Raw genomic sequence first — 25,724 nt, forward strand, 5'->3', positions numbered from 1 at the left:
GCACGCGCCCGGACGGCTCAGGCCACCCGTGCGTCCGCGGCGGCCTGCTCGACCAGCTCGCGCGCGTGCCGGTGCTCGGCGAGCACGTCCTGCGTCGGGGCGAGCAGACGCACCCGGGCCACGGACTCCAGCGCGGACCTGCCGTCCGCGAGCACCCGCTCGGCGCGCCGGGCTGCCGACCGCCGGCGCACCACGGCCGCGGCGACCGCGAGGACGACGGCCGCCGCGAGCAGCGCGACCGCCACCACCGGCGGCGGCACCCAGCCCGGTGCGGCGCCCGCGGCGTCGGCCACGACCAGGCCCGCAGCGACGGCGCCGAGCACGCCCAGCACGAGCGCGAGGACCGTGAGCACCCGTGCCGGCACGGAGGCGCGCGCCGTGAGGGTCACCTGCGTCAGCGCGTCCCGGACGGCCAGCCGCAGCTCCGTGGGCGTGGCCACCCGGTCGCGCAGGTCCTCCGCCCACCGCCCGGGCAGGCCCTGCGTGACGGCGGTCAGCCACGCCGACCGGGCCAGGCCCACGCCGTCGGCGTGCACGTCGCCCAGCCGTGGCGGTCCCGAGGCGCCGCCGCGCACCACGGCGGCGACGGCCGACGCGACGGCGGCCAGCCCGGCGGCCGACGCGAGCCGGTCCACCACGGTGCCGAGCGCGAGCTGCGACGGCGCCGGCTCGCGCGAGCCGACCTGGTCCGCGGCACGCCGTGCGGCGGCGGCGACCTCCTGGTCCGCGTGCACCGCCGCGACCGAGCGCCGCGCCACGACCTCGGCGAGGGCGTCCCGCAGGTCGGGCACGCCCTCGCCCGTCACGGCGGACACGCCGTGGACGGGCACGTCGGGCAGCCCGTCCTCGGTGAGCAGGCGCCGCACGTCGGCGAGCAGGTCCTCCCGCACGTCCGGCGGCACGGCGTCGAGCTGGTTCATCACGAGCAGCATCGACGCGTCACGCCCCGCGAGCCGGCGCAGGTAGCCCGAGTGCAGCGCGTCGTCGGCGTACTTCTGCGGGTCGACCACCCACACGAGCAGGTCGACCTGCGGCAGCACGCGGTCGACGACCTCGCGGTGCTCGGGCGCGATCGAGTCGTGGTCGGGCAGGTCGAGCAGCACCAGGCCGCGCAGCGCGGCCTCGTGGTCGGCGTCCAACACGCTCTCGCGCTGGATCCGGTGGTCCGGGTCCACGCCGAGCCAGTCGAGCAGCGGGTCGCCGTCGGCACCCCACACGCACGCGGTCACGCGCGACGTCGTCGGTCGTCGCACGCCCACGTCCGCGAACCGCAGCCCGCTGACCGCGTTGAACAGGCTCGACTTGCCCGAGCCCGTGCCGCCGACGAGCGCCACCACGGTGTGGTCGACACCGAGCGCGAGCCGCTCGCGCACGCGCTCGACCGCCGCCCCCACGGCGTCGACCACCACGGGGTCGAAGCGCGTCCCGCCGACCGTCAGCGCCCCCTCGAGGGCGTCGACACGGGCTGCGAGCGCGGCCGTGTCGGCACCGCGCACCGCGCCGACCTCGCCGACCTCGCTGCCGTCCACGCCCGCGACGTCGTCACCGAGCTCCGGCTCGGGGTCCGCGGGCACGAGTGCTCCCGGGGCGGCGGGCACCGCCGCCGGCAGCACCGCCGGGACCGGCGGCGGGACGGCGACCGGGCTCGTGTCGTCCGTGCTCATGTCAGCCCTTGAGGACGGCGAGGCGCAGGCGCAGTCGCGAGGACGCGTCGGCGGCGAGGTCCGGGTCGGCGAGCGCCTCGTCGGCCCCCGCCCGTTCCACGTCGACCTGCGCGCGGGCGCGGCGCACGAGGTCGGCGCGCAGCTCCTCCGCGAGGGCGTCGGCCACGTCGGGGAGCAGGACGCGCAGGGCGTCGGCGGCCTCCTCCAGCCCGGCGGCCGCCGCGAGCGCGACCGCCGCGAGCCCGTCCTCGCCCACGGCCCGTGCGACGTCCCGCCGCCGGGCGGCGGCCTGCGGGTCCGCGGCCGGCGCGACGAGCGCGGCGCGCGCCGCTCGGGCGCCCTCCGCGGTCCAGGCCCGCGCGGCCCGCTCGGCGGCACCGGCACGGGGCTGGTCCCCGGCGGGCCACAGCGCGAGCAGCGACGGCGCACCGGGCGGGGCGTCCGGACCGGACAGGGCGGCGCGCAGGGTCGTCCCCGCGCGCTCGCCGACGGCCGTGAGGACGGCGGCCGCGGACTCGGTCAGGTCGGCGAGCACCGGCTCGACCGCCGCGGCCCGGCTGCGCGCGAGACGGGCCCCGCCGCGCACGCGGCCCGAGCGCCGCACCAGCCGCGCGAAGGGCTCCCCCTTGGCGGTCAGACCGGTCCACCGGGCGCGCACCGCACCGTCGGCGACGGCGCCCGCGCAGATCGTGCGCTCGGCCTCCTCGCGCGGACCGGCCGCGGCGTCGTCGAGCACGGCCGCGATCCGCTCCGCGGCGTCCGCCTGGTCCTGCACGGCCTCCGCGAGCTCGTCCACCCAGGGCCGCAGCGCCGCGAGCGCCCCGCGCAGGGTCCGGCCCACCACCGTCCGGGCCCGGTCCGGACCCGCCAGCATCGTCAGCCAGCGCAGCACGGGCGCCACGACGCGCGCCTCGAGGAGCCCCTCGTGCGGACCGACGTCGGGCACGACGAACAGCGGCGACCCGCCGAGCCCGTGCGCACGCAGACGGTCGAGGAGGTCGCCGCGCACCGTCGGCAGGCTCGCGGCGGGGACCCGGTTGAGGACCATCGCGATCGACGTGGAGCGTTCGACCGCGGCCTCGAGGACGCGCCACGGCAGCGCGTCGCCGTAGCGGGCCGCCGTCGTGACGAAGAGCCAGAGGTCGGCGGCCTCGAGCAGGCGGTGCGCCGACGCGCGGTTGGACTCGAGCACGGAGTCCAGGTCGGGTGCGTCGAGCAGCGCGATGCCGCGCGGCACGGTGTCCACGGCGACGGCCTCGACGCTCTCCAGCACCGGGTGGTGCGACAGCAGGTCGGTGTCCAGCGGGTGGTGCACGAGGACCGGTTCGCGCGTCGTCGGCCGCAGCACGCCGGCCGCGGTCACCTCGCGTCCCACCAGCGAGTTCACGAGCGTCGACTTGCCGGCGCCCGTCGAGCCGGCCACCACCACGACGGCCGGTGCGGACAGCTCGGTCAGGCGCGGCACGAGGTGCTCGCCGAGCTGGTCCACGAGACGGGCACGCGACGCGCGCGCCTCCTCGATGCCGTCCAGCTCGAGCGGGAACGTCGTCGCCTCCACGTCGCGCCGCAGGTCGCGGACGGCGTCGAGCAGGGACGTCTGGGCCAGGGGCCGCGCGAGGAGGTCCGCGGCGGCCGACCCGGACGCGGGCGCGCCGGCCGGGCGCCCGGACGTGGGCGCGGACGTCCGGGCGGGCACGATGCCGGGCTGAGCGCTCACGCACCCATTCTCGGTCCCTTCCGTGACCAGGCCAAACGCGGCACGCGGGTGACGGCTCGGGAACCGTGGCGCCCCCGCGACGGCGAGGCCGCGCACCGGGCGCCCGCACCGCCCCCGCCACTAAGGTGGTCGGCGTCGGCCCCGTAGCTCAACGGATAGAGCAACGGCCTTCTAATCCGTCGGTTGCAGGTTCGAGTCCTGCCGGGGGCGCCCAGGCCGGCGACGCGCTCGGCCGCCTCCTGCGGGCCGCCGCACCACGCCGGTGCGCCGCCTGTGCCCCGGACAAATGCGGTGACACCGCGCGTCCGCGCTGGTGGGATGGCACCACCGACACCCGCTCGCGACCACCCCGGACCCCGGGGTGCGCCGCCGCACGCCCAGGAGGCAGCCGTGCACCCGCTCAGCACCTACGACGCCGTCCGCTCCGACCACCGCGAGCGGCTCACCGCCTCCGCCCGGCTGCGCACGCGCGAGCAGCGCCGCGCCGTACGCCGCGCGGACGCCACCGGTCGCCCGCCGGATCGCCCCCGTCCCGCGCACCGCCGGGAGTGGACGCTCACGTCGTGAGCGCCCGGCCCACGCACCCCGCCGCACCACGGCCCTCGCCCGGACACCGGGCGAGGGCCGTGCTCGTGCAGGGGACCCGCACCCGGGGCGATGGTCCGACGCCGGGCTCGTGCGCGCCCCCGGCGCCCGCCCGCCCCCGTCCCCGCTCCCCGGGGGTCTGACCTCGTCCGACGCGTGGCGGAGCAGCACGGGCCCGACGTCTGCGCCGTGCTCGCCCAGCGGCGACCGGACGACCCCGGCGCGCCGCCGCCCGTGCCACCATGACGCCATGGCCCGACCCGTCCGACGCCGGCAGCCCGTCTGATGGGCCGCCACGCGACCGGGGCGCAGCCGGCGGCACCGTGGCCCCGTCGTCTCGCCGCCGCCGCCCTGCGGTGGGCCGGGCGCCTCGCACTGGGGGCGCTGACGGGAGGCGCCGTGCTCGGTGCGCTGCACTGGACGGGGATCACGGGGAGGTCGGCCACCGCCCTCGCCGCCGCCGCGGCGGTGCTCGTGGTCGTCGCCGCGGCGCTCGCGTCGACCGTGCCGCCGCCCCCGCAGGACACCGACGACAGGCGCGCGCAGACCCCGGACGGGTGGTCCTCCGGACCGCGGTCACACGGTCGCTGACGCCGCGCGCCTACGCTGTGCGGCGTGAGCACCCCAGGGACGTCCGCCAGCAGCGACCGCACCGACGCCTCCGCCGCCGCCACGAGCGCCGCGGCGCAGACGAGCGCCGACCGGATCGTCTGGATCGACTGCGAGATGACGGGCCTGGACCTGCAGCACGACGCGCTCGTCGAGGTCGCGGCCGTCGTCACCGACTCCGAGCTCAACGTGCTCGGGCAGGGCGTGGACGTCGTCATCGCCCCCCGCCGGCGGCGCTCGCGCAGATGGGCGACTTCGTGCGCACGATGCACACGACCTCCGGGCTGCTGCCGGAGCTCGAGCACGGCGTCACCCTCGAGGAGGCGCAGCGGCAGGTGCTGGACTACGTGCGGCAGTGGGTGCCCGAGCCCGGCAAGGCGCCGCTCGCCGGCAACTCCGTCGGCACGGACAAGACGTTCCTCGACCGGGACATGCCCGAGCTCGTCAACCACCTGCACTACCGCGTCGTCGACGTCTCGTCGATCAAGGAGCTGGCGCGCCGCTGGTACCCGCGGGTCTACTTCGCCGCCCCGGCAAGAACGGCGGGCACCGTGCGCTGGCCGACATCCTCGAGAGCATCGACGAGCTGCGCTACTACCGGGCGGCGCTGCTGCCGCCGGCCCCGGGGCCCGACTCGGCGACGGCGCGCCGTGCGGCTGCCGACGTGGTCGCCACGAGCGTGAAGCGGGGCTTCCTGGCCGAGTGAGCGCCGGGACGCGCGGCGCCCGGCTGCGCAGCCGGGCGCCGAGCCGGACCCGCGGCGCTGCGCGGGACGGCGCTGCGCGGGACGGCGCTGCGCGGGACGACGGCCCGTACGACGGCCGGGACGACGCAGGGCGCCGGTCCGACGACCGACGCCCTGCCTCACACGGGTGGCTAACGGGACTTGAACCCGCGACCCCCTGGACCACAACCAGGTGCTCTACCGACTGAGCTATAGCCACCATCGGGTGCGCCCGGGGCGCACCGAGAACCCCTCGCTCACGCGGAGGGCCGACGGAAAGTGTAGCGGGTGCCGGGCGTGCGTCTCGCCACCGGGAGACCCGTGGGCGGGGTGGGGCCGGTCACAGGCGCGCCGCGACCGCGTCCGCGAACCGCTCCGCCGCACCGTCCGCGTGCGCGAGGAACAGGGACGGCTCGGTGAGCTCGACCTCGAGCACGACCGGGTTGCCCTCGTCGTCGGGGATGAGGTCCACGCGCGTGTAGAGCAGCGGTGCGCGGTCGGGGAACACCTCCGCCAGCGTCGCCACGACGCGGTCGGCAAGGGCGCGCTCGACGTCCGTGGCGTCCCGCGCGGTCATCGCCTCGTCCCGGTGCAGCACACCCTCGGCGTCGGCGGCGCGGTAGGGCCCCTCGAGCTGGGGCGCCTTGCGGACGGAGTGGCTGAACTCCCCGTCGACGTACACGAGCGCCGTCTCACCCTCCGTGTCCACCCGGGTCAGGTAGCGCTGGAGCATCACGTGCCGGCCCACCGCGAGCAGGTTCTTCGCGTGCGTGATCGCGAGCGAGCGCGACGGGGTCTCGCCGGCGTCGTAGCGGCCCGTGTCGCGTGACCCGGCACTCACCGTGGGCTTGATGACGAAGTCGCCGAACGCCGGGAACCGCGTGTGGATCGCGCGGGCGTTCATCTGCCGCTCGGGGTCGAGCCAGATCGTCGGCACGATCGGGATGCCGCGCTGCTCCAGGTCGCGCAGGTACGTCTTGTCGATGTTCCACGTCACGACGTCGGCCGGGTTGAGGAGCGTCGACGTCCGCTCGACCCGACGCGTCCAGTCGGCGAACTGCGCGGGCCGGTCGCTGTAGTCCCAGGTGGACCGGATGAGGACGTGCGGGTAGGCGCCCCAGTCGACCGTCGGGTCGTCCCACACCACGGCGTCCGTCGGCACGCCGCGGTCCGCCAGCGCGGCCCGCAGCGGGTGGTCGTCCGCATCGAGGTCGGGCAGCTCGGCGCAGGTGGCCAGGGCGAGGCGTGCCGTCGGTTCGCTCACGAGGGGCACTGTACCCACGGCGTGTGACCGCGTGACGGCCGGGCGGTGACACCGGCCCGGTCAGGTCGCCGCCGGTCCCTGCTCCGCCGGGGCCGGGCGCCGCTCGCCCTCGGCGGTCAGCCGGTGCAGCGCACGCAGGACGACCTGCGCGCCGGCCGAGCCGACGAGCCGGTCCCCCTCCAGCACGGGGAGCACCGGCGTGCCGGTGACGTCCAGCGCGCGGGTGAGCGCCGCGACGACGTCGCCCAGCTCGTCCCCGACGCGCAGCACCCCGCCCCCGTGCGGACCGGTCGCGTCCCCCGGGGCGTCGAGGTCCTCGCGCGCGAGCCGGCCGAGCGCCAGCAGGCGGGCCGTGCGGCCGCGGCCCACGAGGTCGGCCACGGCGGGCGACGCCGGCCGGGCGAGGACCTCCAGCGGCGGGGCGACCTGCTCGACCCGGGCACCGGCGGCGAGGACGACGACACGGTCCGCCATCCGGACCGCCTCGTCCACGTCGTGCGTGACCATCATCACCGTGGTGCCGAGCTCCCGCTGCAGGCGCAGGAACTCCGTCTGCAGGCGGGCGCGGCCGACGGGGTCGACGGCCCCGAACGGCTCGTCCATGAGCAGCACCGGCGGGTCCGCCGCGAGCGCGCGCGCGACGCCGACCCGCTGCCGCTCGCCACCGGAGAGCTCGTGGGGCCAGCGCCGCCCGTAGCGGTCCGGGTCGAGGCCGACGAGCTCGAGCAGCTCGCCCACGCGCCGCCGCGTGCGTGCGCGGTCCCAGCCGAGCAGCCCGGGGACCGTCGCGACGTTCTGCGCGACCGTGCGGTGGCCGAACAGCCCCACGTCCTGGATCACGTACCCGATGCGACGGCGCAGCCGCACGGGGTCGGCGTGGGTGACGTCCTCGTCGCCGAGCAGGATGCGTCCCGACGTCGGCTCCACGAGGCGGTTCGCCATCCGCAGCGTCGTCGACTTGCCGCAGCCCGACGGGCCGACGAGCACGAGGAGCTCGTGCTCGTGCACCGTCAGCGACAGGTCGTCCACGGCGACCGACCCCGCGTACTCCTTGCGCACGCGCTCGAACCGGATGGCCGGAGCACGACCGTCGTCGTCCGTCACGGGCAGGGACGCTACTGCCGGCCACCGACGACGGCGACCGGGCCCGCCACGGGCACCCCCTGCCGGCCGCGGGACGGCGGGCGCGTGTCGGACCCCGTGGCTACGGTCGTCGCGTGCCTCCCGGTGCGGTCGGCGCCGCCCCTGCGAACCCGTGGCTCTCGTGGACCTACCTCGAGCGCAACGGGCAGGACGTGCTGCGCCACCTCGAGCAGCACGCGACCCTGACGGCGCAGGCGGTGCTCCTCGCCCTCGCCCTCGCCCTGCCGCTCGCGGCCCTCGCGCACGTGCGGCCCCGGGTCGCGGGCGCGGTCCTGGCCGGGACCGGGGTCCTGTACACGGTCCCCTCGCTCGCGCTGTTCGCCGTCCTCGCCCCGTACACGGGGATCGGACGCACGACCGTGCTCATCGGGCTGGTCCTGTACGCCCTGCTGGTGCTGGTACGCAACGTGCTGGCGGGCCTGCAGGGCGTGGACCCGGCGGTGCGGGACGCGGCACGCGGCATGGGCTACGGCCGCACCCGCACGCTGCTCGCGGTCGAGCTGCCGCAGGCGCTGCCCGCCGTCGTGACCGGCCTGCGCCTCGCGACGGTGAGCACGGTCGCGCTGGTGACGGTGGGCGTGGTGGTCGGCTACGGCGGGCTCGGGCAGCTGATGTTCCGCGGCTTCCGCAGCAACTACCGGGCCGAGGTCGTGACGGCCACGCTCCTGTGCCTGCTGCTCGCGCTCGCCGCCGACCTGCTGCTCGCGGCGCTCGGCCGGCTCCTCGTGCCGTGGCGGCGCGCGTCCCGGGGCGCCGACGGCACGGCGCCGCCGGCCGCTGACCGCGCCGGCGACGGCGCCGGGGCCACGGACGGGAGCGAGGCCGGGGAGGGCGCAGGCGCGCGCACCCCGGCGGCGGCGCGCCGGCGGGCGGGCACGGGGGCGGCGTGGACGTCCTGACCGAGGCCGTGCGCTGGCTCAACGACCCGCTCAACTGGACGGGCCGGCGCGGCGTGCTCGCGCTGACGGTCGACCACCTGCAGGTGTCGGCGGTCGCCGTGCTGCTCGCGGTCGCCGTCGCGCTCCCCCTCGGGCTGTGGCTGGGCCACCGCGGACGGGGCGCCACCGTCGCCGTCGTGGTCGCCAACACGACGCGCGCGCTGCCGACGCTCGCGCTGCTCATGCTGCTCGCGGCCAGCGGGTTCTTCGGCAACGGGGCGACCGCCGTGGCGTGCGCGGTGTTCGCGGTGCCGCCCGTGCTCGCCAACGCGGTCACGGGCGTCGCCGGCGTGCCCCCGGCCGTCCGGGACGCCGCACGGGGCGTCGGCATGTCGCCCGCCCGCGTGCTGTGGTCGGTGGAGGTCCCGCACGCCGTGCCGCTCGTCGCCGCCGGCATCCGCACGGGCGCGGTGCAGGTGCTGGCCACCGTGCCGCTCGCGGCGCTCGTCGGCGGCACGAGCCTCGGCACGGTCGTCGTCACCGGCTTCGGGACGCAGCGCTACGGCCAGGCCCTCGCGGGGGGCGTGCTCGTCGCCGCCCTCTGCCTGCTCGTGGAGGCGGCCCTGGCGGTGGCCGAGCGGGCGGTCACGCCGGCCGGCCTGCGCGCGCGGGACCGTGCCGCACGGCACGTCGCGCGGCGCCGCGGCCGCAGACCGGCACGAGCTCCGGTTGCCGCCGGCAGCGGCGGCCGGTCGAATGGGCCCCGTCCCGGGTCCTGACGCCCCCTCACGCACACGCCCCGTCACGCACCGGGCCGTCCCGCCGCGGTCCGCGGCGCACCGGCGGACCCCCGCACGCGGCGCCCACCGCGACCCCGACCAGATCCCGCACGTCCCGGCCGTCGACCCGCGGCCACCACACCGACAGGAGCACCCCATGCGCACGACACGGCGCACCCGCACCGGCACGCTCGCCGCGCTCGCCGTCGCCACGCTGGCCCTCGCCGGGTGCGGTGCGCCCGGCTCCGGCGGCGGACGGGCCGAGCCGACCTCCACGAGCAGCTCCGGCCTCACCACCTGCGAGCCCGTCGCGGGCGAGAGCCTGGTCGTGCTCGAGGACGACCAGGGCCTTCAGAACGCGGACAACGTGATCCCCGCGGTCAACGCGCAGGTCGCGCAGCAGCACCCCGTCGTCGTCGAGCTGCTGGACCGCGTCTCGGCGGCGCTCGACACGGACCGGCTCATCGAGCTGAACAAGGCCGTGGACATCGACCGGCGCACGTCCAGCGAGGTCGCCCGGGAGTTCGTCGCGGACGAGGGCCTCGCCGCCGACGAGCAGACCGGTGCGGGCACCGCCCTGACCGTCGGTGCGGCCAACTTCTCCGAGAGCCTGACGCTCGCCGAGATCTACGCCGAGGTGCTGCGCAGCGCGGGCTTCGACGCCCAGGCGCAGAGCATCGGCTCGCGCGAGACGTACCTGCCCGCGCTGCAGGACGGCACGCTGGCGGTCGTCCCCGAGTACGCGGCGACGCTCACGACCTACCTCAGCGCGCAGGTGAACGGTCCCGACGCCGAGGCCGGGGCGAGCGCGGACGTCGACGAGACCGTCGCCGCGCTCACGCCGCTCGCCGAGCAGAGCGGCCTCGTGGTCGGCGCACCGTCCGACGCCCAGGACCAGAACGCCTTCGCCGTGACCGCCGAGTTCGCGCAGGAGCACGACGTCGCCACGCTGTCCGACCTGGCCGAGACCTGCGGCGGCCTCGTGCTGGCCGGTCCGCCCGAGTGCCCGGAGCGGCCGTTCTGCCAGGTCGGGCTCGAGGAGACCTACGGTCTGGACATCGCCGAGTTCCGGTCGTTCGAGCTCTCCCTCATCGCGACCGCCCTGCGGCAGGGCGACGCCGCCATCGGTCTCGTGCTCTCCTCGGACGGCGCGCTCGCGTCCGCGCAGGAGTGAGGACCCGGCAGGAGTGAGGACAGGGCAGGAGTGAGGACCGGCAGGAGTGAGGACAGGGCAGGAGTGAGGACCGGCAGGAGTGAGGACAGGGCAGGAGTGAGGACCGGCAGGAGTGAGACCGGGCAGGAGTGAGGACCGCTCACGGTTCCTGCCGGCCGAGGCCGGCGCGTCGCGTGACGCGCCGGCCCCGGGCGGCGGAGCGGTCAGCGTCCGTCCTGCTCCAGCAGCCGCAACCACACCTCGCTGAGCGTCGGGTAGGACGGCACGGCGTGCCACAACCGGTCGAGCGGCACCTCGCTGACGACCGCCACGGTCGCCGCGTGCAGCATGTCGGCGACGTCCGGCCCGACGAACGTGGCCCCCACGAGCACGTCGCGCGCCCGGTCGACCACGACCTGCACGCGCCCCTCGTAGTGCTCGCCCGTGACGCTCGCCGCCGCCAGCGACCCCAGGTCGTACCCGAGGACGGCCACGTCGAGCCCGGCACTGCGCGCCTCGGCCTCCGTCCGTCCCACCCACGCCACCTGCGGTCGCGTGAACACGACCTGCGGCACGGCCGCGGCGTCCGCGGTCGCCCGGTAGCGGCTCCACGGACCGGCCTGCGCCTCGGCGTGCCGGGACAGCCCGCGCGGCACCCCGGGCCCCGGCTCCGCGCCGTCCGGGCGCGGGTCGAACCGGGCGGCGACCACGTCACCGACGACCCGCGCGTCGTACTTGCCCTGGTGCGTCGTGCCCGTGCGGCCCGTGACGTCGCCCACCGCGAACAGCCAGCCGCCCTCGACGCCCCGCACCTGCAGCGCGTCGTCGACCTCGAGCGCGTCCCCCGGGCGCAGCCCCAGGTTCTCGAGGCCGAGGTCCTCGGTGTTCGGCCGTCGGCCGGTGGCGACGAGCACCTCGTCCGCGTCGACCTGCTCGCGGCGCGGCCCGTCGCCCGCGGGACCAGACCCGTCCGGCCCACCGTGCTCGACGGTCAGGTGCACGCCGTCGTCGTCCCGCGCCGCCGCGACGACCGACGCACCGAACGCGACACGCACCCCGCGGGCGGCCAGGGCGTCCGCCAGCGCCTGCGCCGCGAAGGGCTCCGCCCGGGGCAGCAGCCGGTCGCCCCGGACGAGCACCGTCACGGTGCTGCCCAGGTCCGCGAAGGCCGTGGCCATCTCGACGGCGACGACGCCACCTCCGACGACCGCGAGACGGGACGGCACCACGTGCGCGCTCGTCGCCTCGCGGCTGGTCCACGGCCGGACGTCGCCGAGCCCGCCGGCGCGCGGGACGTCCGCCGCCGAGCCCGTCGCCACGACGACCGCGCACCGTGCGACGAGACGGGTGTCCTCGTCCTCGTGCGTCACGACGAGCTCGCGCGGCCCGGTGAAGCGCGCCTGCCCGCGCAGCAGGGTGAGCCCGGCCCCCTCGACCCACGAGACCTGCCCGGCGTCGTCCCAGTGGGACGTCACCTCGTCCCGGTGGGCGAGCACGGCGGCGACGTCGACGTCCCCGGTCACCGCGGCGGCGGCACCGGGCGCGTCCCGGGCCGCGGCGAGCGCGTCCCCGGCGCGCAGCAGCGCCTTGGACGGCATGCAGGCCCAGTAGGAGCACTCGCCCCCGACGAGCTGCGACTCGACGAGCGCCACCGACAGACCCGTCCGCGAGGCGCGGTCCGCGGCGTTCTCCCCCACCGCCCCCGCGCCGAGCACCACGACGTCGAACTCCTGCACCTCGCTGCCCACGCTGCCTCCCCGTCGCCGTCCGGGTGCCGCGCGGCACCCCCCAGCAGCGTCCCAGCCGCCGGTCGCGTGCACCACGGGGACGTGGGCGGTGGGGACGTGGGCCGGCACACGACGGGCCGGGCCGGTACGACGAAGCCCCGCCAGGTCAGGACCTGGCGGGGCTTCGTGGCTGGTACGCCCCCTGGGACTCGAACCCAGAACCCGCTGATTAAGAGTCAGCTGCTCTGCCAATTGAGCTAGAGGCGCGCGCGGCTCGACGAGATTAGCAGCACCGGGGCGCCGGGAGCGAACCGGAAGGCCCCCGTCAGCCCCCTGTGTGACCACCCTCACGCGCCGGGACGGCCGCGGACGGCGGCCCGCTGCCGCAGGTCAGGCCCCTGCGGACCCGCTGGACCCGGTGGCCGCGTCCGGCCGGCCGTCGTCGCCGTCCCACCAGGCGTCCGCGGGCAGTCCCTCGTCCGCGAGCAGGTCCGCGGAGGTGTCGCCGGTGGGTGCGAGGAGGTCGACGAGCAGGGTGAGCGGCACGTGCTCGGCCAGCAGCTCCTGCGCGTGCTGCGTGGCGTCGACGCCGTGCAGGCCGACCGCCTCCTCGAGCGCCTGGACCGACGCGGGCACGTCCTCGCCCGGCGTGCCGGTGGTCCCGGCGTCCTGCCCGTCCGTCGTCGGGGCGGGCGTCACCGCGCCGTCGTCCACGGTCGGCCCGTCGGGGCCCGTCCGTCCCACGTCCACGTCGCCACCTCGTCCCGGGTCGTCGTTGCCTCCATCATGCGCCTCGTGCGACGCGTCGTAGCCCCTCGCGCACCCAGCCGGTACAACGTCACAGGTACAGACCGGTTCCCTCACCGGTCCCCCGCGGCTGCGCGACGCCGTGCACGTCCTTCTCGCGCAGCAGCAGGTACGTGCTGCCGTCGAGCTCGACCTCCGCGCGGTCCTCCGGGTCGAACAGCACGCGGTCGCCGACCTCGACCTGGCGGACGTGCTGGCCGACCGCGACCACGTCGGCCCACGCCAGCCGCTTGCCCACGGCGGCCGTCGCGGGGATGACGATGCCCGCGCTCGACCGACGCTCGGCGGGGTCGCCCTCCACGGCCACGAGGAGGCGGTCGTTCAGCATGCGGATGGGCAGGTCGCCGGTGCGGGACGGGGTCGGTGCGCTCACGCGTCCGACGCTACCCGCCGCACGTAGGGTGGTCGGCGTCCCGTCCCCACCCCCACCGAGGAGCACCCGTGCCCCGCCTCGCCGTCGGCGACACCGCCCCCGACTTCACGCTGCCGACCGCCGACGGCGGCACCGTCACGCTCTCGCAGCTGCGCGGGCAGCGCGTCGTCGTCTACTTCTACCCGGCCGCGGGCACACCGGGCTGCACGACGCAGGCGTGCGACTTCCGGGACTCGCTGGCGTCCCTCCAGGGTGCGGGGTACGCCGTCGTCGGCGTCTCCCCCGACGAGGTGGACAAGCTCGCGGCGTTCGCCGCGGCGGAGCACCTGACGTTCCCGCTCGCGTCGGACCCGTCGCACGCGGTGCTCGAGGCGTGGGGCGCGTGGGGCGAGAAGAAGAACTACGGGCGGACCGTCGTCGGCGTCATCCGCTCGACCGTCGTCGTGGACCCCGAGGGGACGGTCGCGCTCGCGCAGTACAACGTGCGGGCCACCGGGCACGTCGCCAAGCTGCGCCGCGACCTCGGCATCGACTGACCGGCCCGGGTGGCCGCGCACCCGCGTGTGCCACACTCGACCGGCCGCGGGAGTGGTGAAACGGCAGCCACGCCAGGTTTAGGTCCTGGTGCCCGAGAGGGCGTGCGGGTTCGACTCCCGCCTCCCGCACCACGAGCGGGGACGGCGCGGCACCGACGCCGCGGGCCCTGGGGCGCCGCGGCGTCGGTGCCGTCGTCCGGGTGGTCGTCCGGGTGCCGTCGTCCGGGTCAGGCCCCGGTCACGGTCAGCGGAACGGCAGGGAGAGCACCGAGTCGCCCGTCGTCACCGTGCTCGTGGCGGACCCGATCGCGTTCCACAGCGCGACCCGGACGGTGCCGTCCCGCAGGTCCCCCAGCGCACCCGTCGCGCGCTCGAGCCCGGCCGCCTGCGTGTAGCGCTCGACGCCGGGCAGGGGGTCCGTCGCGAGGTAGCGGTACACCTCGACGCGGTCCCACGTCCCGTCCCCGGTCAGGTCGTAGGACACCGAGACCCGCGTGGCGTTGCCGACGGTCGTGCCGGCGTCGACGCCGAGGTCGAACGCCGTCGCGGCACCCGTCGCCCGGCCGGTCAGGCCGGTGGCCTGCAGGACGAGCGCACCCGCGGGCTCCACGGCCGTGTCGATGCCGACCGCGGCCGGCACCGTGAGCGTCCCGTCGTCCCCGGGCGCCGGCACGAGACGTCCCGACGTCCCGAGCGCGAGCTCGAAGCCCGGCGCGGGGGTCGGCGACGCGGTCGGCGTGGGCGTCGGGGTCGCGGTGGGCGTCGGGGACGCCGTCGGCGAGGGGGACGTGGTCGGCGACGTCGTCGGCGACGGGGACGCCGTCGGCGAGGGCGACGTCGTCGGGACCGGCCCGCCCGGTGCACCGCCGCCGCTCCACCGGTGCGCGCCGGTGGTCACGGTGCGCCCCGCGGGCACCTCGACGCTGGTGCCGTCGGAGAAGGTCACGGTGCGCGTCCGCGACGTCACGTTGGCCGCGACGTAGGTGCGCCGGCCGTCCTGCGTGAACACCGCCGACAGCGGGCTGTCGCCGTGCACGGACGCGTCGAGGGTGCCGAGCGCCGCCAGGTTCGCGATCCAGTGGTAGGTGTGCGCGCGGGACTCGCCCTCCTCGACCGGGTACCCCGGGTTCTGCGTGAGCAGCCGCAGGGCCCGGGGCGCGTCACCCAGCGCGAGGTAGCTCCACAGGATGTCCTGCCACACGGTCGGCGGGCCGCCGTTGACCTCCTCCAGCTCGGCGTAGTTCTCCACCACGTCGTCCGGGCGCAGGCCGAGGTACAGGTGCGAGCCGGTGATGGGCAGGGTGTTGATGCCCTGGATCATCTCGGCCTCGCCGCTGAACCACGTCGAGTACGTGCCGCCGTCGCCCCAGACCATGCCGAGCACCGAGTGCCCGAAGCCGTCGGGGATCGCCTCGGCCTGGTCGAACCAGTACTCCTGGATGGCCGCGGCCTGCGTCGCGTACAGGTACGCACCCGCGTCGCGCACGGCCCGGTCGCCCGTCGCCTCGCCCCACTGCACGAGGGCGCCGGCGAAGTTCATGCCCTCCGAGCTCGACTCCTGGTTGTTCCCGGCCACGAACGCACCGTGCCCCGACGCCCAGTCGTGCCCCGCGTAGACGTCGAAGTCGCGCAGGTACGGGAACCGGGTCTCGTCCCGGTCGTAGCCGTTGGCGTCGCGCACGAGCAGGTCGACCATGCCGCCGTACTCCTCGTCGGAGGCCCACTGCGGGTCGAACCGCGCGAGCGTGGCCGCCGCCGCGACGTAGTAGCCGTAGTGGAAGTGGTGGTCGTTCAGCTCGGTGTCCGAGCCGTAGGAGCCCGGGTACCCGATGAGCGTCCCCCACCGCGCGTCGTACGCGAAGAGCTGGCCGGTCTCGCCCTCGTCGGCCGTGAACCAGTCCGTCAGGGTCGCCTGGATGCGGGCGAGCGCGGCGTCCCGCAGGTCCGTGCGGCCCAGCTGGTCCGCGATCTCGACGATCCGCGTGGCGCGTCCCAGGGCCTTGCCGGTCCAGTAGGTGTCCGCCCGCAGGACGGGCATCGGGTCGTCCGCGACCTCGTCGAGGAGCGCGTCGAGGCGTGCGCGGGCGTCGCCGGTGGCGGTGGCGACGGCCGGCACCTCCGGCAGGACCCCCGTGAAGGGCGTGCGGGTGGTGAACTCCGTCGCGTCCACGTACGCGGTCATGGTGCCGCGTGCGCTGGGGTACGTGCCGAAGGCGCTGCCGCCGGCCACGTCGTCGACGTAGCGCTGCTGGTGCGGGTAGAGCGCGACGAGCGTGCCCCGGGCGCTGCCCTCCAGCGGCGTCGTCGTGAGCCGGTACGTCGTCACGACCTCACCCTCGGCGGGCTGGTAGGAGTAGTCCGCGCGCGTGTCGGTCACCTCGGCGAACGCGACGGGCGCGAGCGCGCGCAGCGCGGCACGGCGCTGGTCGTCCGTCGCGGACGCGTCCGTGGCGAGCGCGCCGACCGCGAGGTAGCCCTTGCCCGCCAGCGACGAGCGCAGCGTCGAGCCGTCCACGGTCCAGGACGCGCCGGACGGGGCGAACGCGACGTAGTCGTGCCCGTTCGCGGTGAACCCGAGCGTGGCGCCGTCGCGCGACCACACGCGCACCTGCGCGCCGGACGTCAGCACCGCGTCGCCGCCGTCCACGTGGTACCAGCTCACCGGCAGGCCGTGCCCGATCGTCGCGCGCAGCGACTGCTCGCCGTCGGACCACGACGGCGTGACGGTCCAGTCCGACCAGTCCGCGACCTGCACCGTCGGCGCGTCGAGGCCCTCGACCCCGACGACGACGTCCTCCGTGTACGGGAAGTGGAACTCGCCGATCCCGCCGGGCGTGCCGGACAGCGTCGCCTCGCGGGGCGTCGACAGGCCGAGCCCACCGGTCGTCGGCTGGTACGACACGGGATGGGCGTGCAGCGGCTGGGACGTGCGGCACTCCAGCCGCTTGTACAGCAGGGAGGACCACCAGTCGTTCGTCGGCACCGCACCCTGCGGGGCGTCGTCCGTCAGCGCGGACCGCGGGTCCGCCTCGACGGCGTCGCACCCCTCCGGCGTGGGCCCGACCGGCGTCGCCGCGTAGCTGCCCGCACCGACGGGCACGACCTCGGCGGCCGACGCGGCCTGCGGCACGAGGACGAGCCCGCCCGCCGCGGCGACGGCGAGGGCCGCGAGCGCGGCGGTGGAGCCGCGCGCCCGTCGGCGCGGACGCCCTCCCGAGGAGGGGGACGAGGGCATGGTGGTGCCAGGTGGCAAGGACGTGATGTGCATCGAGAAACCCCCTGGCGGCGCCCTCCGGGGGCGGCGGCGCCGCCGTCTCACCGGGTCGACTCCGTCGTCGGCCCGTCTCGCTCCCGGCGGACCCCCGTTGGTCGCGCACGGCGTGGAAGCGATCTCACCACGGTAGGTCGGCGTCGGCGCGGTCCGCATCCGGAACGGCCGACCCGCTGCCTTCGGACGCGCCGAGGGGCGCCCGCCGTGTCGGCGGACGCCCCTCGGGACGGTGCTCGTGGCGAGCGGCGCGGTCTCGGACCTGCGCGGTCTCAGACCTGTGCGTCGGCACCCTGACGGGCGGCGATCTGCGCACGCACCTCGTCCATGTCCAGGTCCTTCACCGCGGTGACGACCTGCTCGAGCGCCGGCGCGGGCAGCGCGCCGGCCTGGTTGAAGACGAGGATCCCGTCGCGGAACGCCATGAGCGTGGGGATCGACGTGATCTGGAGCTCCGCGGCGAGCTGCTGCTCGGCCTCGGTGTCGACCTTCGCGTGCACGATCTCCGGGTGCTGCTCGGACGACGCCTCGAAGACGGGGCCGAACATGCGGCAGGGCCCGCACCAGGACGCCCAGAAGTCCACCAGCACGATGTCGTTGTCCTTGATGGTGTCCGCGATCGTGTCGGCGGTCAGCGCTGTCGTGGCCATGTGCTCTCTCCTCCTGGCGGTTGCGTGCGGTACAGCGCCCGCGCGCGCCGCGGTATTCCCCGGCGCTGTGACGCGGACCGCCCGACGGACGCCCGCGTGCCGCTGGTCGGCGCACGGGCCGGCACGCGGTAGAACTGCACGGTGACCGCGTCCGCCGAGTTCCCCCGCGACCCCGAGCGTCCCGCCGGCTGGCTCAGCCCCGAGCAGATCGCCACCGTCCGCGCCCAGGTCCCCGTCCTCTACGTCGACGCCGTGCCCGTGCGGGTCGACGAGTCCGGCGACGTCGTCGCGGTCGGGCTGCTGCTGCGCGTGACGCCCGAGGGCGTCATGTCCCGCGCGCTCGTCTCGGGCCGGGTCATGCACCACGAGCGCGTGCGCGACGCGCTGCTGCGGCACATCGAGAAGGACCTGGGCCCCATGGCGCTGCCGCAGGTGCCCGCGTCGCCGCAGCCCTTCACCGTCGCCGAGTACTTCCCGACCCCCGGCGTGACGCCGTACCACGACCCCCGCCAGCACGCGGTGTCCCTCGCCTACGTCGTGCCCGTCACGGGCGACTGCCGGCCCCAGCAGGACGCGCTCGACCTCGCCTGGCTCACGCCCGAGGAGGTCTGCACCGAGGCCGTGCAGGTCGAGATGAACGGCGGCCAGGGGCTGCTGCTGCGCCAGGCGATGGCCTGGGTGGGACGCCTGCCCTGACCTGTCGACCGGGACCGTCCGCGCGAGGCCTGGGTCCCGGCTCGGGCCCGGCCCCCGGCCCTCGGTCAGCCGAGCGCGAGCTGCGGCCAGTCCGCGAGGTCGGCGCGCAGGGCGCGGTCGTGCGTCGCGACCACGACGGCGGCGGACGTCGCGCGCAGCGCCGCCGTGAGCTCGTCCACCAGGCCGACCGAGAGGTGGTTCGTCGGCTCGTCGAGGACCAGCACGTGCGGGGCCGACAGCAGCGCGCACGCGAGGTCGAAGCGCCGGCGCTGCCCGAGGGACAGCTCGCGCAGCGGCCGCTCGAGGTCCTCCTCCGTGAGCAGGCCCAGCGACGCGACGGGCACGAGCCGCTCCGGGTCGAGCAGCCCCGACTCGAGCAGGCGCAGCGCGTGCTTGGCGTACGCGTCGAACGCCGTCGGGGGCGCCTCCCCCGTGGCCGGCGGGGCCACGTGCTCCGCCGGCCCCTCCTGGCCGAGCACGCCCAGGCGCACGTGCGGCCCGACCGCGCGCGAGCCACGGTCGAGGGGGACGGTGCCGGCCAGCGCGGCGAGCAGCGTCGACTTGCCCGACCCGTTCGGGCCGGTGACGAGGAGCCGGCCCGCGGGCGGGACCTCGAGCCGGCGGCCCGGCAGGTCGAGCCGTCCCGCGACGCGCGGGGCGCGCAGGTCGAGCAGCGGGCCCCGGGCCAGTGGGGCGGGACGGACGGCAGGTCCGGGAAGGTCAGCGTCGGCGGCGGCACCGGCACCTCCACGGCGTCGCGCTCCAGCTGCTGCACGAGCCGGTCCGCCGCCTTCACGTGCGTGCGCGCGCGCGTCCCGCGGCGGTGCTTCTGGGAGCCCTTCGGCGGGCGCCACTCGTCGGACAGGCCCTCGTAGGACGCGTCGAGCCGCGCGGCGAGCACGTCCGCGCGCTTGCGCTCCGCCCGGTACCGCGCGCGCCAGCGGCGCAGCATCTGGTCCCGCGCGAAGCGGTAGTCCGCGTACCGCGCGGCGCCGTAGAGCACGGGCCGCCCGTCCATCGACGGGTCCATGTCGAGGATCGCGGTCATGACGTCGTCGAGCAGGCGCCGGTCGTGCGTGACGATGACGAGCCCGCCGTGCCATCCGCGCAGCCGCTCGGTGAGGTGGTCGATGCCGGCCGCGTCGAGGTGGTTCGTCGGCTCGTCGAGCAGCAGCAGGTCGCTGCGCTCGGCGATGCGGCACGCCAGGCGCACGCGGTACCGCTCGCCGACGCTCAGCTCGTCCAGCCGGCGGTCGCGGTCGCGCGGAGCCCCGAAGCGGGCCAGCGCCTCGTCGACGCGGCGGTCGACGTCCCACGCCGCGAGGTGCTCGTACCGGGCGATCGCGGCCGACAGCCACGCGACGTCGCCCCCGTCGTGGTCGAACGCGTCGATCGCGGCCTGCAGCTCGTCCGCCGCCGTCCGGGCGGCCGCGAGCGTGGCGTCCACCAGCGCGCCGACCGTCTCCCCCGCGCGCACGTCGAGGTCCTGCTCGACGACGGCCAGCGTCCCCTGCCGGCGCACCCGGCCCTGCTGGGGCTGCAGGCGGCCGGCCAGGACCGCGAGCAGCGTCGACTTGCCCGCGCCGTTCTCGCCGACCAGCCCGATGCGGTCCCCGGCCGACACGGTCAGGTCGAGCGCGTCGAGCACGGGCCGCCCCGGGTAGCCGAAGGTCACGCCCTCGGCGACGAGCTGCACCTCGCCGGGACGCGCCGGGGCCCCCGCCTCACTCATCCGCCCAGGGCCGCCACGACCGCCGGCACGAGCGCCCGGAAGGCCCGGCCGCGGTGGCTGATCGCGTTCTTCTCCTCGGGCGTCAGCTCCGCGCACGTGCGGGTGTCGCCGGCCGGCACGAGGACGGGGTCGTAGCCGAAGCCCCCCGCGCCGAGCGGGGCCGTCGCGAGCGTGCCCTCGAGGGTGCCGAGCTCGACGTGCTCCGTCCCGTCCGGCGTCACCAGCGCCGCCGCGCAGACGAACCGCGCCCCGCGGTGCTCGGGACGGACGTCCGCGAGCTGTGCGAGCAGGAGCGCGAGGTTGGCGGCGTCGTCGCCGTGCCGCCCGGACCAGCGGGCGGAGAAGATGCCGGGGGCGCCGCCGAGCACGTCGACGGCGAGCCCGGAGTCGTCCGCGACCGCCGGCAGACCGGTGTGCGCCGCGAGCGCGCGGGCCTTGATGAGCGCGTTCTCGGCGAACGTCACGCCGTCCTCGACCGGTTCCGGCGCACCGACGTCCCGTGCGCCGACGACCGCCTCGGGCGGCAGGCCCGGCAGTGCGGGCGCCAGGATGGCGCGCAGCTCACCGATCTTGTGCTGGTTGTGCGTGGCCAGGACGAGCCGGGCACCCGCGGGGACGCTCACGCCGTCACCCCCGTGCCCTGCGCGGCCCGCGTGGCGGAGCCGTCGGAGGGCTCGGCCGCGAGCGCGGCGGCCTGCAGCCGGGCCAGCTCGGCGGTGCCCGCGAGCGCGAGGTCGAGCATCGCGTCGAGCTCGGCGCGGTCGAACGGCGCGTGCTCGGCCGTGCCCTGCACCTCGACGAACGTGCCGGATCCGGTGACGACGACGTTCATGTCGGTCTCCGCCCGCACGTCCTCCTCGTAGGGCAGGTCGAGCACGGTGCGGCCGCCGACCACGCCGACGCTCACCGCCGCCACGGAGTCCGTCAGCACCTGCTTGCCGGGCTTGACCAGGCGCTTGCGCTGCGCCCACGCGACGGCGTCCGCGAGCGCCACGTAGGCGCCGGTGATGGCGGCGGTGCGTGTGCCGCCGTCCGCCTGCAGCACGTCGCAGTCGAGGACGATCGTGTTCTCGCCGAGCGCGGCGACGTCGACCACCGCACGCAGCGACCGCCCGACGAGGCGCGAGATCTCGTGCGTGCGCCCGCCGACGCGTCCCTTGACCGACTCGCGGTCCGACCGGCTGCTGGTCGCGCGGGGCAGCATCGCGTACTCGGCCGTCACCCAGCCCTCGCCGGAGCCCTTGCGCCAGCGCGGCACCCCCTCGGTGAAGGACGCGACACAGAGCACCTTCGTGCCGCCGAACTCGACGAGCACGCTGCCCTCCCCCGCCTCGAGGAAGCGCCGCGTGATCGTCACGGGCCGCAGCTGGTCGGCGCGCCGCCCGTCGGCGCGCAGGGGGAGGTCAGACGTCGGAGCACCCATGCCCCCGACCCTACGTGCCCCCGCCCCGGCACCACGCCCCCGTCCGCCCCCGCCGAGCGCACCACTCCCCCGCCGAGCGCACCACTCCCCGGACGAGCGCACCGGACACGACAGGCGCGCTCGCCCGGCGAGCGGCGCGCTCGGCGTCATCCGACGCCCGCTCGACGGAGGCGGCCGATCATGGGGGCGCCCGTCCACGCGTCCTGCCACGTCCAGCGGACCACGGTGACGCCGGTGGCGCGGATGCGGTCCTCGCGGACCTTCTCGCGCCAGACCGCCTCGGCCGGGTCCTCGACGTCGCCTCGGTACTTCAGGCGCCCGTCGAACTCGCCGACGACCCGCGCGGCGGGCCACCAGAAGTCCACGCGCCCGGCGAACCCGTGCGCGTCGGTCACGACGTGCTGCAGCACGGGCGCGGGCAGGCCGGCCTCGTCCATTCGCACGCGGCTCAGCGACTCCCCGGCCGACTCCGCTCGTGCGTCCACCAGATCGACCACGCGCCGCGCGACGCGCGAGCCGCGGGACCCCCGCTGCAGCAGGTGCAGCTCGTCCTGGAGCGCCTCACGGTCCGCCAGCCCTGCACGCAGGGCGTGGTCGCCGGCCACCACGCCCGCGACCACGCCGCCACGGCGCGCCAGGTCCACGACCGTGCGTGCGACGGGCGTCACGAGCAGCCCGGCGACGAGCACCGGTTCCACCGGCACCGCGGTGGCGTGGCGGACCACGTCCCCTCGGGAGCGGCCACCGTCCGCTGACGCCCGCACGACGTGCACCCGGTCGTCCGGCCGTCCGACGAGAGGCAGTCCGTGGACCACGGCGGCCGACCAGTGCGACAGCACCGGCGGCTCCTGTGCCGCCGCGACGACCGCGCCGATCCGGGCGCGGTGCCGCTCCACGACGTCCCAGCCCGCCCACTCCTGCGCGGGTACGTAGGCCGAGCGGCGCACCCGGTGCAGCTCACCCCTGCGCAGCGGCCCGACGACGTCGTCGTAGCTGCGCCCGCGACGTCCGACCGAGGCCGCTCCCACGTGCACCAACGCCGGCACGGGCACCGTCCGGCTGCTCTCCACGTCCACTCCGCGACGGTGCCACCGTCGCCGCACGGCCGCCCACCTCCGTCCACAGCCCCCGCGAGCGCACCACTCCCCGGTCGAGCGCACCGGACACGAGTGGTGCGCTCGCGTGACGAGTGGCGCGCTCGCGGCACGAGGGGAGCGCGCCGAGTGGATCAGGGACGCGCTCGCAGGGGCGCCGGCCCCGCCGATGGGCGGCGGCAGCGCGCGGGCTAGGCGAGCGCGCCACAAGTCGGACGAGCGCACCGGACACGAGTGGTGCGCTCGCGCGACGAGTGGCGCGCTCGCGGCACGAGGGGGCTCGGTGGGTCAGAGGCGGACCGTCAGGCCCGGGTGGGCGAGGGTCGTGGGGCCGTCGTAGACGGCGGCCGCCTCCGCGAGGGTGCGCTCGGGGTCGTTCCAGGCCGGGACGTGCGTGAGGACCAGGTGCCGGGCGCGCCCCCGCACCGCGGCCTGCGCCGCACGGCGACCCGTCAGGTGGACGCCGCGCACCGCGTCGTCGCGACCCTCGTGGAACGCCGCCTCGGCGAGCAGCACGTCCGCGTCGGCCGCGAGGGCGTCCAGCCCCTCGCACGCGTCGGTGTCCCCGCTGTACGCGAGCACCACGGTGCGGGACGGGTCGTCCTCGGCGGGGCCGCTGACGCGCACGCCGAACGCCGGGACGGGGTGCAGCACGGGCACCGGCTCCAGGGTGAGCGGCCCGACCGTCACGGGCCGTCCGGGGACCCACGTGCCCACGTCGAACTGCTCGCCGGTGTCCGTCGCGGGGTCCTTGCCGGCGATCTGCGCGATGCGCTCGACGGTGCCCTCGGGACCGAGGACGCGCAGCGGCGGCAGCGGACCGTCCGGGCGGTAGCGCCGCAGGACCCCGAGCACCGCCATGTCGGCCACGTGGTCGGCGTGCAGGTGCGAGAGCGCGACGGCGTCCAGCGCCGTCGGGTCCCCGTACCGCTGCAGCGGGCCCAGCGCGCCGTTGCCGAGGTCGAGCACGACCGACCACGTGCGCCCGTCCGCGTCCTCGGCCTGCACGAGGTAGGACGACGCCGCGGAGTCGGGACCGGGGAACGAGCCCGCGCAGCCGACGACGACGAGCCTCATCGCAGGACCCCCCGCAGCGCGGCGCGCGGCTCGACGACGTCGACCTCGGGCCCGAGGAACCGCCGTGCCAGCGCGGTGAACGCCACCGGGTCGCCCGTGGCGAGGAACCGGTGCGTGGGCGGCCCCGACGACGGGTCGCGCTCGAGGTCGTGCGCGACGAGCTGGCGGTAGACGTCCTTGGCGGTCTCCTCCGCGCTCGAGACGAGCGTGACGTCGTCGCCCATGACGTACGAGATCGCCCCGGTCAGCAGGGGGTAGTGGGTGCAGCCGAGGACGAGCGTGTCGACGCCCGCCGCGCGCACGGGGGCGAGGTACTCGTGCGCCACGTCCAGCACCTCGGGGCCCGAGGTGACGCCGGCCTCGACGAGCTCGACGAACCGCGGGCAGGCCTGCGTGGTCAGCTGCACGCGCGCGACCGCGAAGGCGTCGTCGTACGCGCGCGAGTCGATGGTCGCCCGGGTGCCGATGACGCCGATGTGCCCGTTGCGCGTCGCGGCGACGGCACGGCGCGCCGCGGGCAGGACCACCTCCACCACGGGCAGCCCGCGACGCAGGGTGTACCGCTCGCGCGCATCGCGCAGGACGGCCGACGACGCGCTGTTGCACGCGATGACGAGCATCTTCACGCCCGCGTCCACCAGGTCGTCCATGACCTCGAGCGCGTGCGCGCGCACCGCCGCGAGCGGCTTGGGACCGTACGGCCCGTTGAGCGTGTCGCCGATGTACAGGGTCGACTCCGTCGGCAGCTGGTCCAGCACCGCACGGGCCACCGTGAGCCCGCCGACGCCGGAGTCGAAGATGCCGATGGGGGCGTCGTTCACGCGTCCGAGACTAGTCGTCGGACCGTGCCCCGCCCGGCGGCCGCGCGTCGTGTGCGGCCAGCATCACAGCGAGCAGCGACTCCTGGAGCCAGGACAGTGCGCCGTACACGGACGCGAGGTACGTGCGCACGTCGTCCTCGGGTGCCGTCGCGAGGCCGTCGTAGAGCGCCTCGGAGTCGGCGTCGGTGCGGATCTCGAGGCGGTCCGCCAGGACGAGCCGCAGGTCGGTGAGGGTGGCCGCCACCTCGTCCGCCGACGCCGGGGCGACGACGAACGCGTCCTGCGGCCACCCGGGCTCACCGTGCACGAGCGCGGTCCACAGGCAGCGCAGCCGGGCGATCTTGCGGGCGCGCAGGTCGTCCTCGGTGAGCCGGCGGAACTCCGCCGCGACCTCGGGGTCCTCGCGCGAGGCGTCGGGCAGGAGCCGGCGGACCGCCGGGTCGTCGGGCGGCGGCAGCGGCGCGGTGCGCACGCTCCAGGGGCCCCCGGTCGTCGCGTCGCCGGGGCGGGCACCCGGTCCCGCCCCTGGCCGGCGGGCGGGCCGTCCTCGAAGCGCCCCGCCCCGAGCAGCTCGGCCACGTCGGCGACGACCGACGCCACCACGGCCCGCTCGCCCGGGTCCAGGCGGGCCACGTACCGGCCCTTCTGCCGGCGGAACGCGCGCATCACTCGCCCCCGCGCTGGAGCGTGGCCCACAGGCCGTACCCGTGCATCGCCTGCACGTCGACCTCCATCGCCTCGCGGTTGCCGGTCGACACGACGGCCCGCCCCTCCTCGTGCACCTGCCGCATGAGCCGCTCGGCCTTCTCCCGCGGGTAGCGGAAGTAGGTCTGGAAGACGTAGGTCACGTACGACATGAGGTTCACGGGGTCGTTCCAGACGATGGTCACCCAGGCGTCCGCGAGCCCGGTGGCCTCGTCGGCCTCGACGGTCGTGTCGGGCACAGCGGTCGGGGCGGGCACGCCCCCACTGTAGGTGCGCCCGGCCGGCCTCCCCAGCGCGCG

At 76.6% G+C, this 25,724-nt stretch carries 23 protein-coding genes, 4 tRNA genes and 2 pseudogenes; 10 read left to right on the top strand and 19 right to left on the bottom strand.

Annotated features, from left to right (window positions below; genetic code table 11):
* Positions 1-17 precede the first annotated feature (17 nt).
* Both GC089_RS11725 and GC089_RS11730 read right to left on the bottom strand, forming a co-directional pair.
* Positions 18-1,664 (bottom strand): GTPase, encoded by a 1,647-nt coding sequence (locus GC089_RS11725; protein WP_155377821.1) that lies wholly within the window; start codon positions 1,662-1,664, stop codon positions 18-20.
* A gap of 1 nt (position 1,665) precedes the next feature.
* Positions 1,666-3,381, bottom strand: a complete 1,716-nt coding sequence (locus tag GC089_RS11730) for a GTPase domain-containing protein (RefSeq protein WP_155377822.1) — start codon at positions 3,379-3,381, stop codon at positions 1,666-1,668.
* A gap of 137 nt (positions 3,382-3,518) precedes the next feature.
* Here GC089_RS11730 and GC089_RS11735 point away from each other — a divergent pair.
* From GC089_RS11735 to orn, 4 genes and pseudogenes are all read left to right on the top strand, one after another.
* A tRNA-Arg gene (locus GC089_RS11735) sits at positions 3,519-3,591 on the top strand.
* Positions 3,592-3,771: 180 nt separating this feature from the next.
* Positions 3,772-3,948: a hypothetical protein gene (locus GC089_RS11740; protein WP_155377823.1), complete on the top strand. Its 177-nt coding sequence runs from the start codon at positions 3,772-3,774 to the stop codon at positions 3,946-3,948.
* A gap of 303 nt (positions 3,949-4,251) precedes the next feature.
* Positions 4,252-4,557 carry a hypothetical protein gene (locus GC089_RS11745; protein ID WP_155377824.1) on the top strand — a complete coding sequence of 102 codons (306 nt, stop codon included), beginning with the start codon at positions 4,252-4,254 and terminating at the stop codon, positions 4,555-4,557.
* Between the two features lie 135 nt (positions 4,558-4,692).
* Positions 4,693-5,281, top strand: a pseudogene (gene orn / locus GC089_RS11750) (oligoribonuclease).
* A 165-nt stretch (positions 5,282-5,446) separates the two neighbouring features.
* Here the strand turns inward: orn and GC089_RS11755 are convergent.
* The 3 genes from GC089_RS11755 to GC089_RS11765 form a co-directional block, all read right to left on the bottom strand.
* Positions 5,447-5,519, bottom strand: a tRNA-His gene (locus GC089_RS11755).
* Between the two features lie 120 nt (positions 5,520-5,639).
* Positions 5,640-6,563, bottom strand: a complete 924-nt coding sequence (locus GC089_RS11760) for a RimK family alpha-L-glutamate ligase (protein WP_196250688.1) — start codon at positions 6,561-6,563, stop codon at positions 5,640-5,642.
* Between the two features lie 60 nt (positions 6,564-6,623).
* Complete coding sequence (locus tag GC089_RS11765) at positions 6,624-7,667, bottom strand: ABC transporter ATP-binding protein (protein WP_370513993.1); 1,044 nt, start codon at positions 7,665-7,667, stop codon at positions 6,624-6,626.
* A 113-nt stretch (positions 7,668-7,780) separates the two neighbouring features.
* Here GC089_RS11765 and GC089_RS11770 point away from each other — a divergent pair, with 113 nt between their 5' ends.
* The 3 genes from GC089_RS11770 to GC089_RS11780 all read left to right on the top strand — a co-directional run bounded on the left by GC089_RS11770 (position 7,781) and on the right by GC089_RS11780 (position 10,537).
* The gene (locus tag GC089_RS11770; protein ID WP_370513994.1) at positions 7,781-8,605 is read left to right on the top strand and encodes an ABC transporter permease; all 825 of its coding nucleotides are present in this window, start codon (positions 7,781-7,783) and stop codon (positions 8,603-8,605) included.
* Positions 8,593-9,363 (top strand): ABC transporter permease, encoded by a 771-nt coding sequence (locus GC089_RS11775; RefSeq protein WP_155377826.1) that lies wholly within the window; start codon positions 8,593-8,595, stop codon positions 9,361-9,363. Before GC089_RS11770 ends, GC089_RS11775 begins: the two co-directional genes overlap by 13 nt.
* A 157-nt stretch (positions 9,364-9,520) precedes the next feature.
* Positions 9,521-10,537 (top strand): glycine betaine ABC transporter substrate-binding protein, encoded by a 1,017-nt coding sequence (locus tag GC089_RS11780; RefSeq protein ID WP_155377827.1) that lies wholly within the window; start codon positions 9,521-9,523, stop codon positions 10,535-10,537.
* Positions 10,538-10,740: 203 nt separating this feature from the next.
* On the opposite strand, the gene GC089_RS18445 is transcribed toward GC089_RS11780, so the two are convergent.
* The 4 genes from GC089_RS18445 to GC089_RS11805 form a co-directional block, all read right to left on the bottom strand.
* Complete coding sequence (locus GC089_RS18445) at positions 10,741-12,264, bottom strand: NAD(P)/FAD-dependent oxidoreductase (protein ID WP_196250689.1); 1,524 nt, start codon at positions 12,262-12,264, stop codon at positions 10,741-10,743.
* A 170-nt stretch (positions 12,265-12,434) separates the two neighbouring features.
* Positions 12,435-12,510, bottom strand: a tRNA-Lys gene (locus GC089_RS11795).
* A gap of 123 nt (positions 12,511-12,633) precedes the next feature.
* Positions 12,634-12,993: a hypothetical protein gene (locus tag GC089_RS11800; protein ID WP_155377828.1), complete on the bottom strand. Its 360-nt coding sequence runs from the start codon at positions 12,991-12,993 to the stop codon at positions 12,634-12,636.
* Between the two features lie 88 nt (positions 12,994-13,081).
* Positions 13,082-13,378 carry a co-chaperone GroES gene (locus GC089_RS11805; RefSeq protein ID WP_155379183.1) on the bottom strand — a complete coding sequence of 99 codons (297 nt, stop codon included), beginning with the start codon at positions 13,376-13,378 and terminating at the stop codon, positions 13,082-13,084.
* A gap of 113 nt (positions 13,379-13,491) precedes the next feature.
* Between GC089_RS11805 and bcp the strand changes: the two genes are divergently transcribed.
* The gene (gene bcp / locus GC089_RS11810) at positions 13,492-13,959 is read left to right on the top strand and encodes a thioredoxin-dependent thiol peroxidase (protein ID WP_155377829.1); all 468 of its coding nucleotides are present in this window, start codon (positions 13,492-13,494) and stop codon (positions 13,957-13,959) included.
* A 46-nt stretch (positions 13,960-14,005) separates the two neighbouring features.
* Positions 14,006-14,091: transfer RNA gene (locus GC089_RS11815), tRNA-Leu, on the top strand.
* Between the two features lie 112 nt (positions 14,092-14,203).
* Here the strand turns inward: GC089_RS11815 and GC089_RS11820 are convergent.
* Together GC089_RS11820 and trxA are read right to left on the bottom strand one after the other, a co-directional pair.
* Positions 14,204-17,194 carry a glycosyl hydrolase gene (locus GC089_RS11820; protein ID WP_155377830.1) on the bottom strand — a complete coding sequence of 997 codons (2,991 nt, stop codon included), beginning with the start codon at positions 17,192-17,194 and terminating at the stop codon, positions 14,204-14,206.
* Positions 17,195-17,499: 305 nt separating this feature from the next.
* On the bottom strand, positions 17,500-17,877 hold the full coding sequence (trxA, locus tag GC089_RS11825) for a thioredoxin (protein ID WP_155377831.1): 378 nt from the start codon (positions 17,875-17,877) through the stop codon (positions 17,500-17,502).
* A gap of 141 nt (positions 17,878-18,018) precedes the next feature.
* Between trxA and GC089_RS11830 the strand changes: the two genes are divergently transcribed.
* On the top strand, positions 18,019-18,573 hold the full coding sequence (locus GC089_RS11830; protein ID WP_155377832.1) for an NUDIX hydrolase family protein: 555 nt from the start codon (positions 18,019-18,021) through the stop codon (positions 18,571-18,573).
* Positions 18,574-18,638: 65 nt separating this feature from the next.
* On the opposite strand, the pseudogene GC089_RS19755 reads toward GC089_RS11830, so the two are convergent.
* From GC089_RS19755 to clpS, 8 genes and pseudogenes are all read right to left on the bottom strand, one after another.
* Positions 18,639-20,305 (bottom strand): annotated as a pseudogene (locus GC089_RS19755) (ABC-F family ATP-binding cassette domain-containing protein).
* Positions 20,302-20,928, bottom strand: coding sequence for an RdgB/HAM1 family non-canonical purine NTP pyrophosphatase (gene rdgB / locus GC089_RS11840; protein WP_155377833.1), 627 nt, complete (start codon positions 20,926-20,928; stop codon positions 20,302-20,304). Before rdgB ends, GC089_RS19755 begins: the two are co-directional and overlap by 4 nt.
* Positions 20,925-21,728, bottom strand: coding sequence for a ribonuclease PH (gene rph / locus GC089_RS11845; RefSeq protein WP_155377834.1), 804 nt, complete (start codon positions 21,726-21,728; stop codon positions 20,925-20,927). The genes rdgB and rph overlap by 4 nt, the downstream gene beginning before the upstream one ends.
* A gap of 146 nt (positions 21,729-21,874) precedes the next feature.
* Positions 21,875-22,798, bottom strand: a complete 924-nt coding sequence (locus tag GC089_RS11850) for a hypothetical protein (protein ID WP_155377835.1) — start codon at positions 22,796-22,798, stop codon at positions 21,875-21,877.
* 312 nt (positions 22,799-23,110) lie between these two features.
* On the bottom strand, positions 23,111-23,899 hold the full coding sequence (locus GC089_RS11855; protein WP_155377836.1) for an MBL fold metallo-hydrolase: 789 nt from the start codon (positions 23,897-23,899) through the stop codon (positions 23,111-23,113).
* On the bottom strand, positions 23,896-24,720 hold the full coding sequence (murI, locus tag GC089_RS11860) for a glutamate racemase (protein ID WP_155377837.1): 825 nt from the start codon (positions 24,718-24,720) through the stop codon (positions 23,896-23,898). Before murI ends, GC089_RS11855 begins: the two co-directional genes overlap by 4 nt.
* 10 nt (positions 24,721-24,730) lie before the next feature.
* The gene (locus tag GC089_RS11865; RefSeq protein ID WP_155377838.1) at positions 24,731-25,192 is read right to left on the bottom strand and encodes a DUF2017 family protein; all 462 of its coding nucleotides are present in this window, start codon (positions 25,190-25,192) and stop codon (positions 24,731-24,733) included.
* A 193-nt stretch (positions 25,193-25,385) separates the two neighbouring features.
* Positions 25,386-25,682 carry an ATP-dependent Clp protease adapter ClpS gene (gene clpS / locus GC089_RS11870; protein WP_196250690.1) on the bottom strand — a complete coding sequence of 99 codons (297 nt, stop codon included), beginning with the start codon at positions 25,680-25,682 and terminating at the stop codon, positions 25,386-25,388.
* Between the last annotated feature and the right edge of the window lie 42 nt (positions 25,683-25,724).

The organism is Cellulomonas sp. JZ18 (assembly GCF_009720485.1).
Lineage (GTDB): Bacteria > Actinomycetota > Actinomycetes > Actinomycetales > Cellulomonadaceae > Cellulomonas.

What these genes read in the sequence shown, in the direction of transcription:
- GC089_RS11725 (WP_155377821.1), bottom strand. Translation starts at nt 1,664, where the DNA reads ATGAGCACGGACGACACGAGCCCGGTCGCCGTCCCGCCGCCGGTCCCG.
- GC089_RS11745 (WP_155377824.1), top strand. Translation starts at nt 4,252, where the DNA reads ATGGGCCGCCACGCGACCGGGGCGCAGCCGGCGGCACCGTGGCCCCGT.
- GC089_RS11780 (WP_155377827.1), top strand. Translation starts at nt 9,521, where the DNA reads ATGCGCACGACACGGCGCACCCGCACCGGCACGCTCGCCGCGCTCGCC.
- GC089_RS11805 (WP_155379183.1), bottom strand. Translation starts at nt 13,378, where the DNA reads ATGCTGAACGACCGCCTCCTCGTGGCCGTGGAGGGCGACCCCGCCGAG.
- GC089_RS11820 (WP_155377830.1), bottom strand. Translation starts at nt 17,194, where the DNA reads ATGCCCTCGTCCCCCTCCTCGGGAGGGCGTCCGCGCCGACGGGCGCGC.
- trxA (WP_155377831.1), bottom strand. Translation starts at nt 17,877, where the DNA reads ATGGCCACGACAGCGCTGACCGCCGACACGATCGCGGACACCATCAAG.
- rph (WP_155377834.1), bottom strand. Translation starts at nt 21,728, where the DNA reads ATGGGTGCTCCGACGTCTGACCTCCCCCTGCGCGCCGACGGGCGGCGC.
- GC089_RS11855 (WP_155377836.1), bottom strand. Translation starts at nt 23,899, where the DNA reads ATGAGGCTCGTCGTCGTCGGCTGCGCGGGCTCGTTCCCCGGTCCCGAC.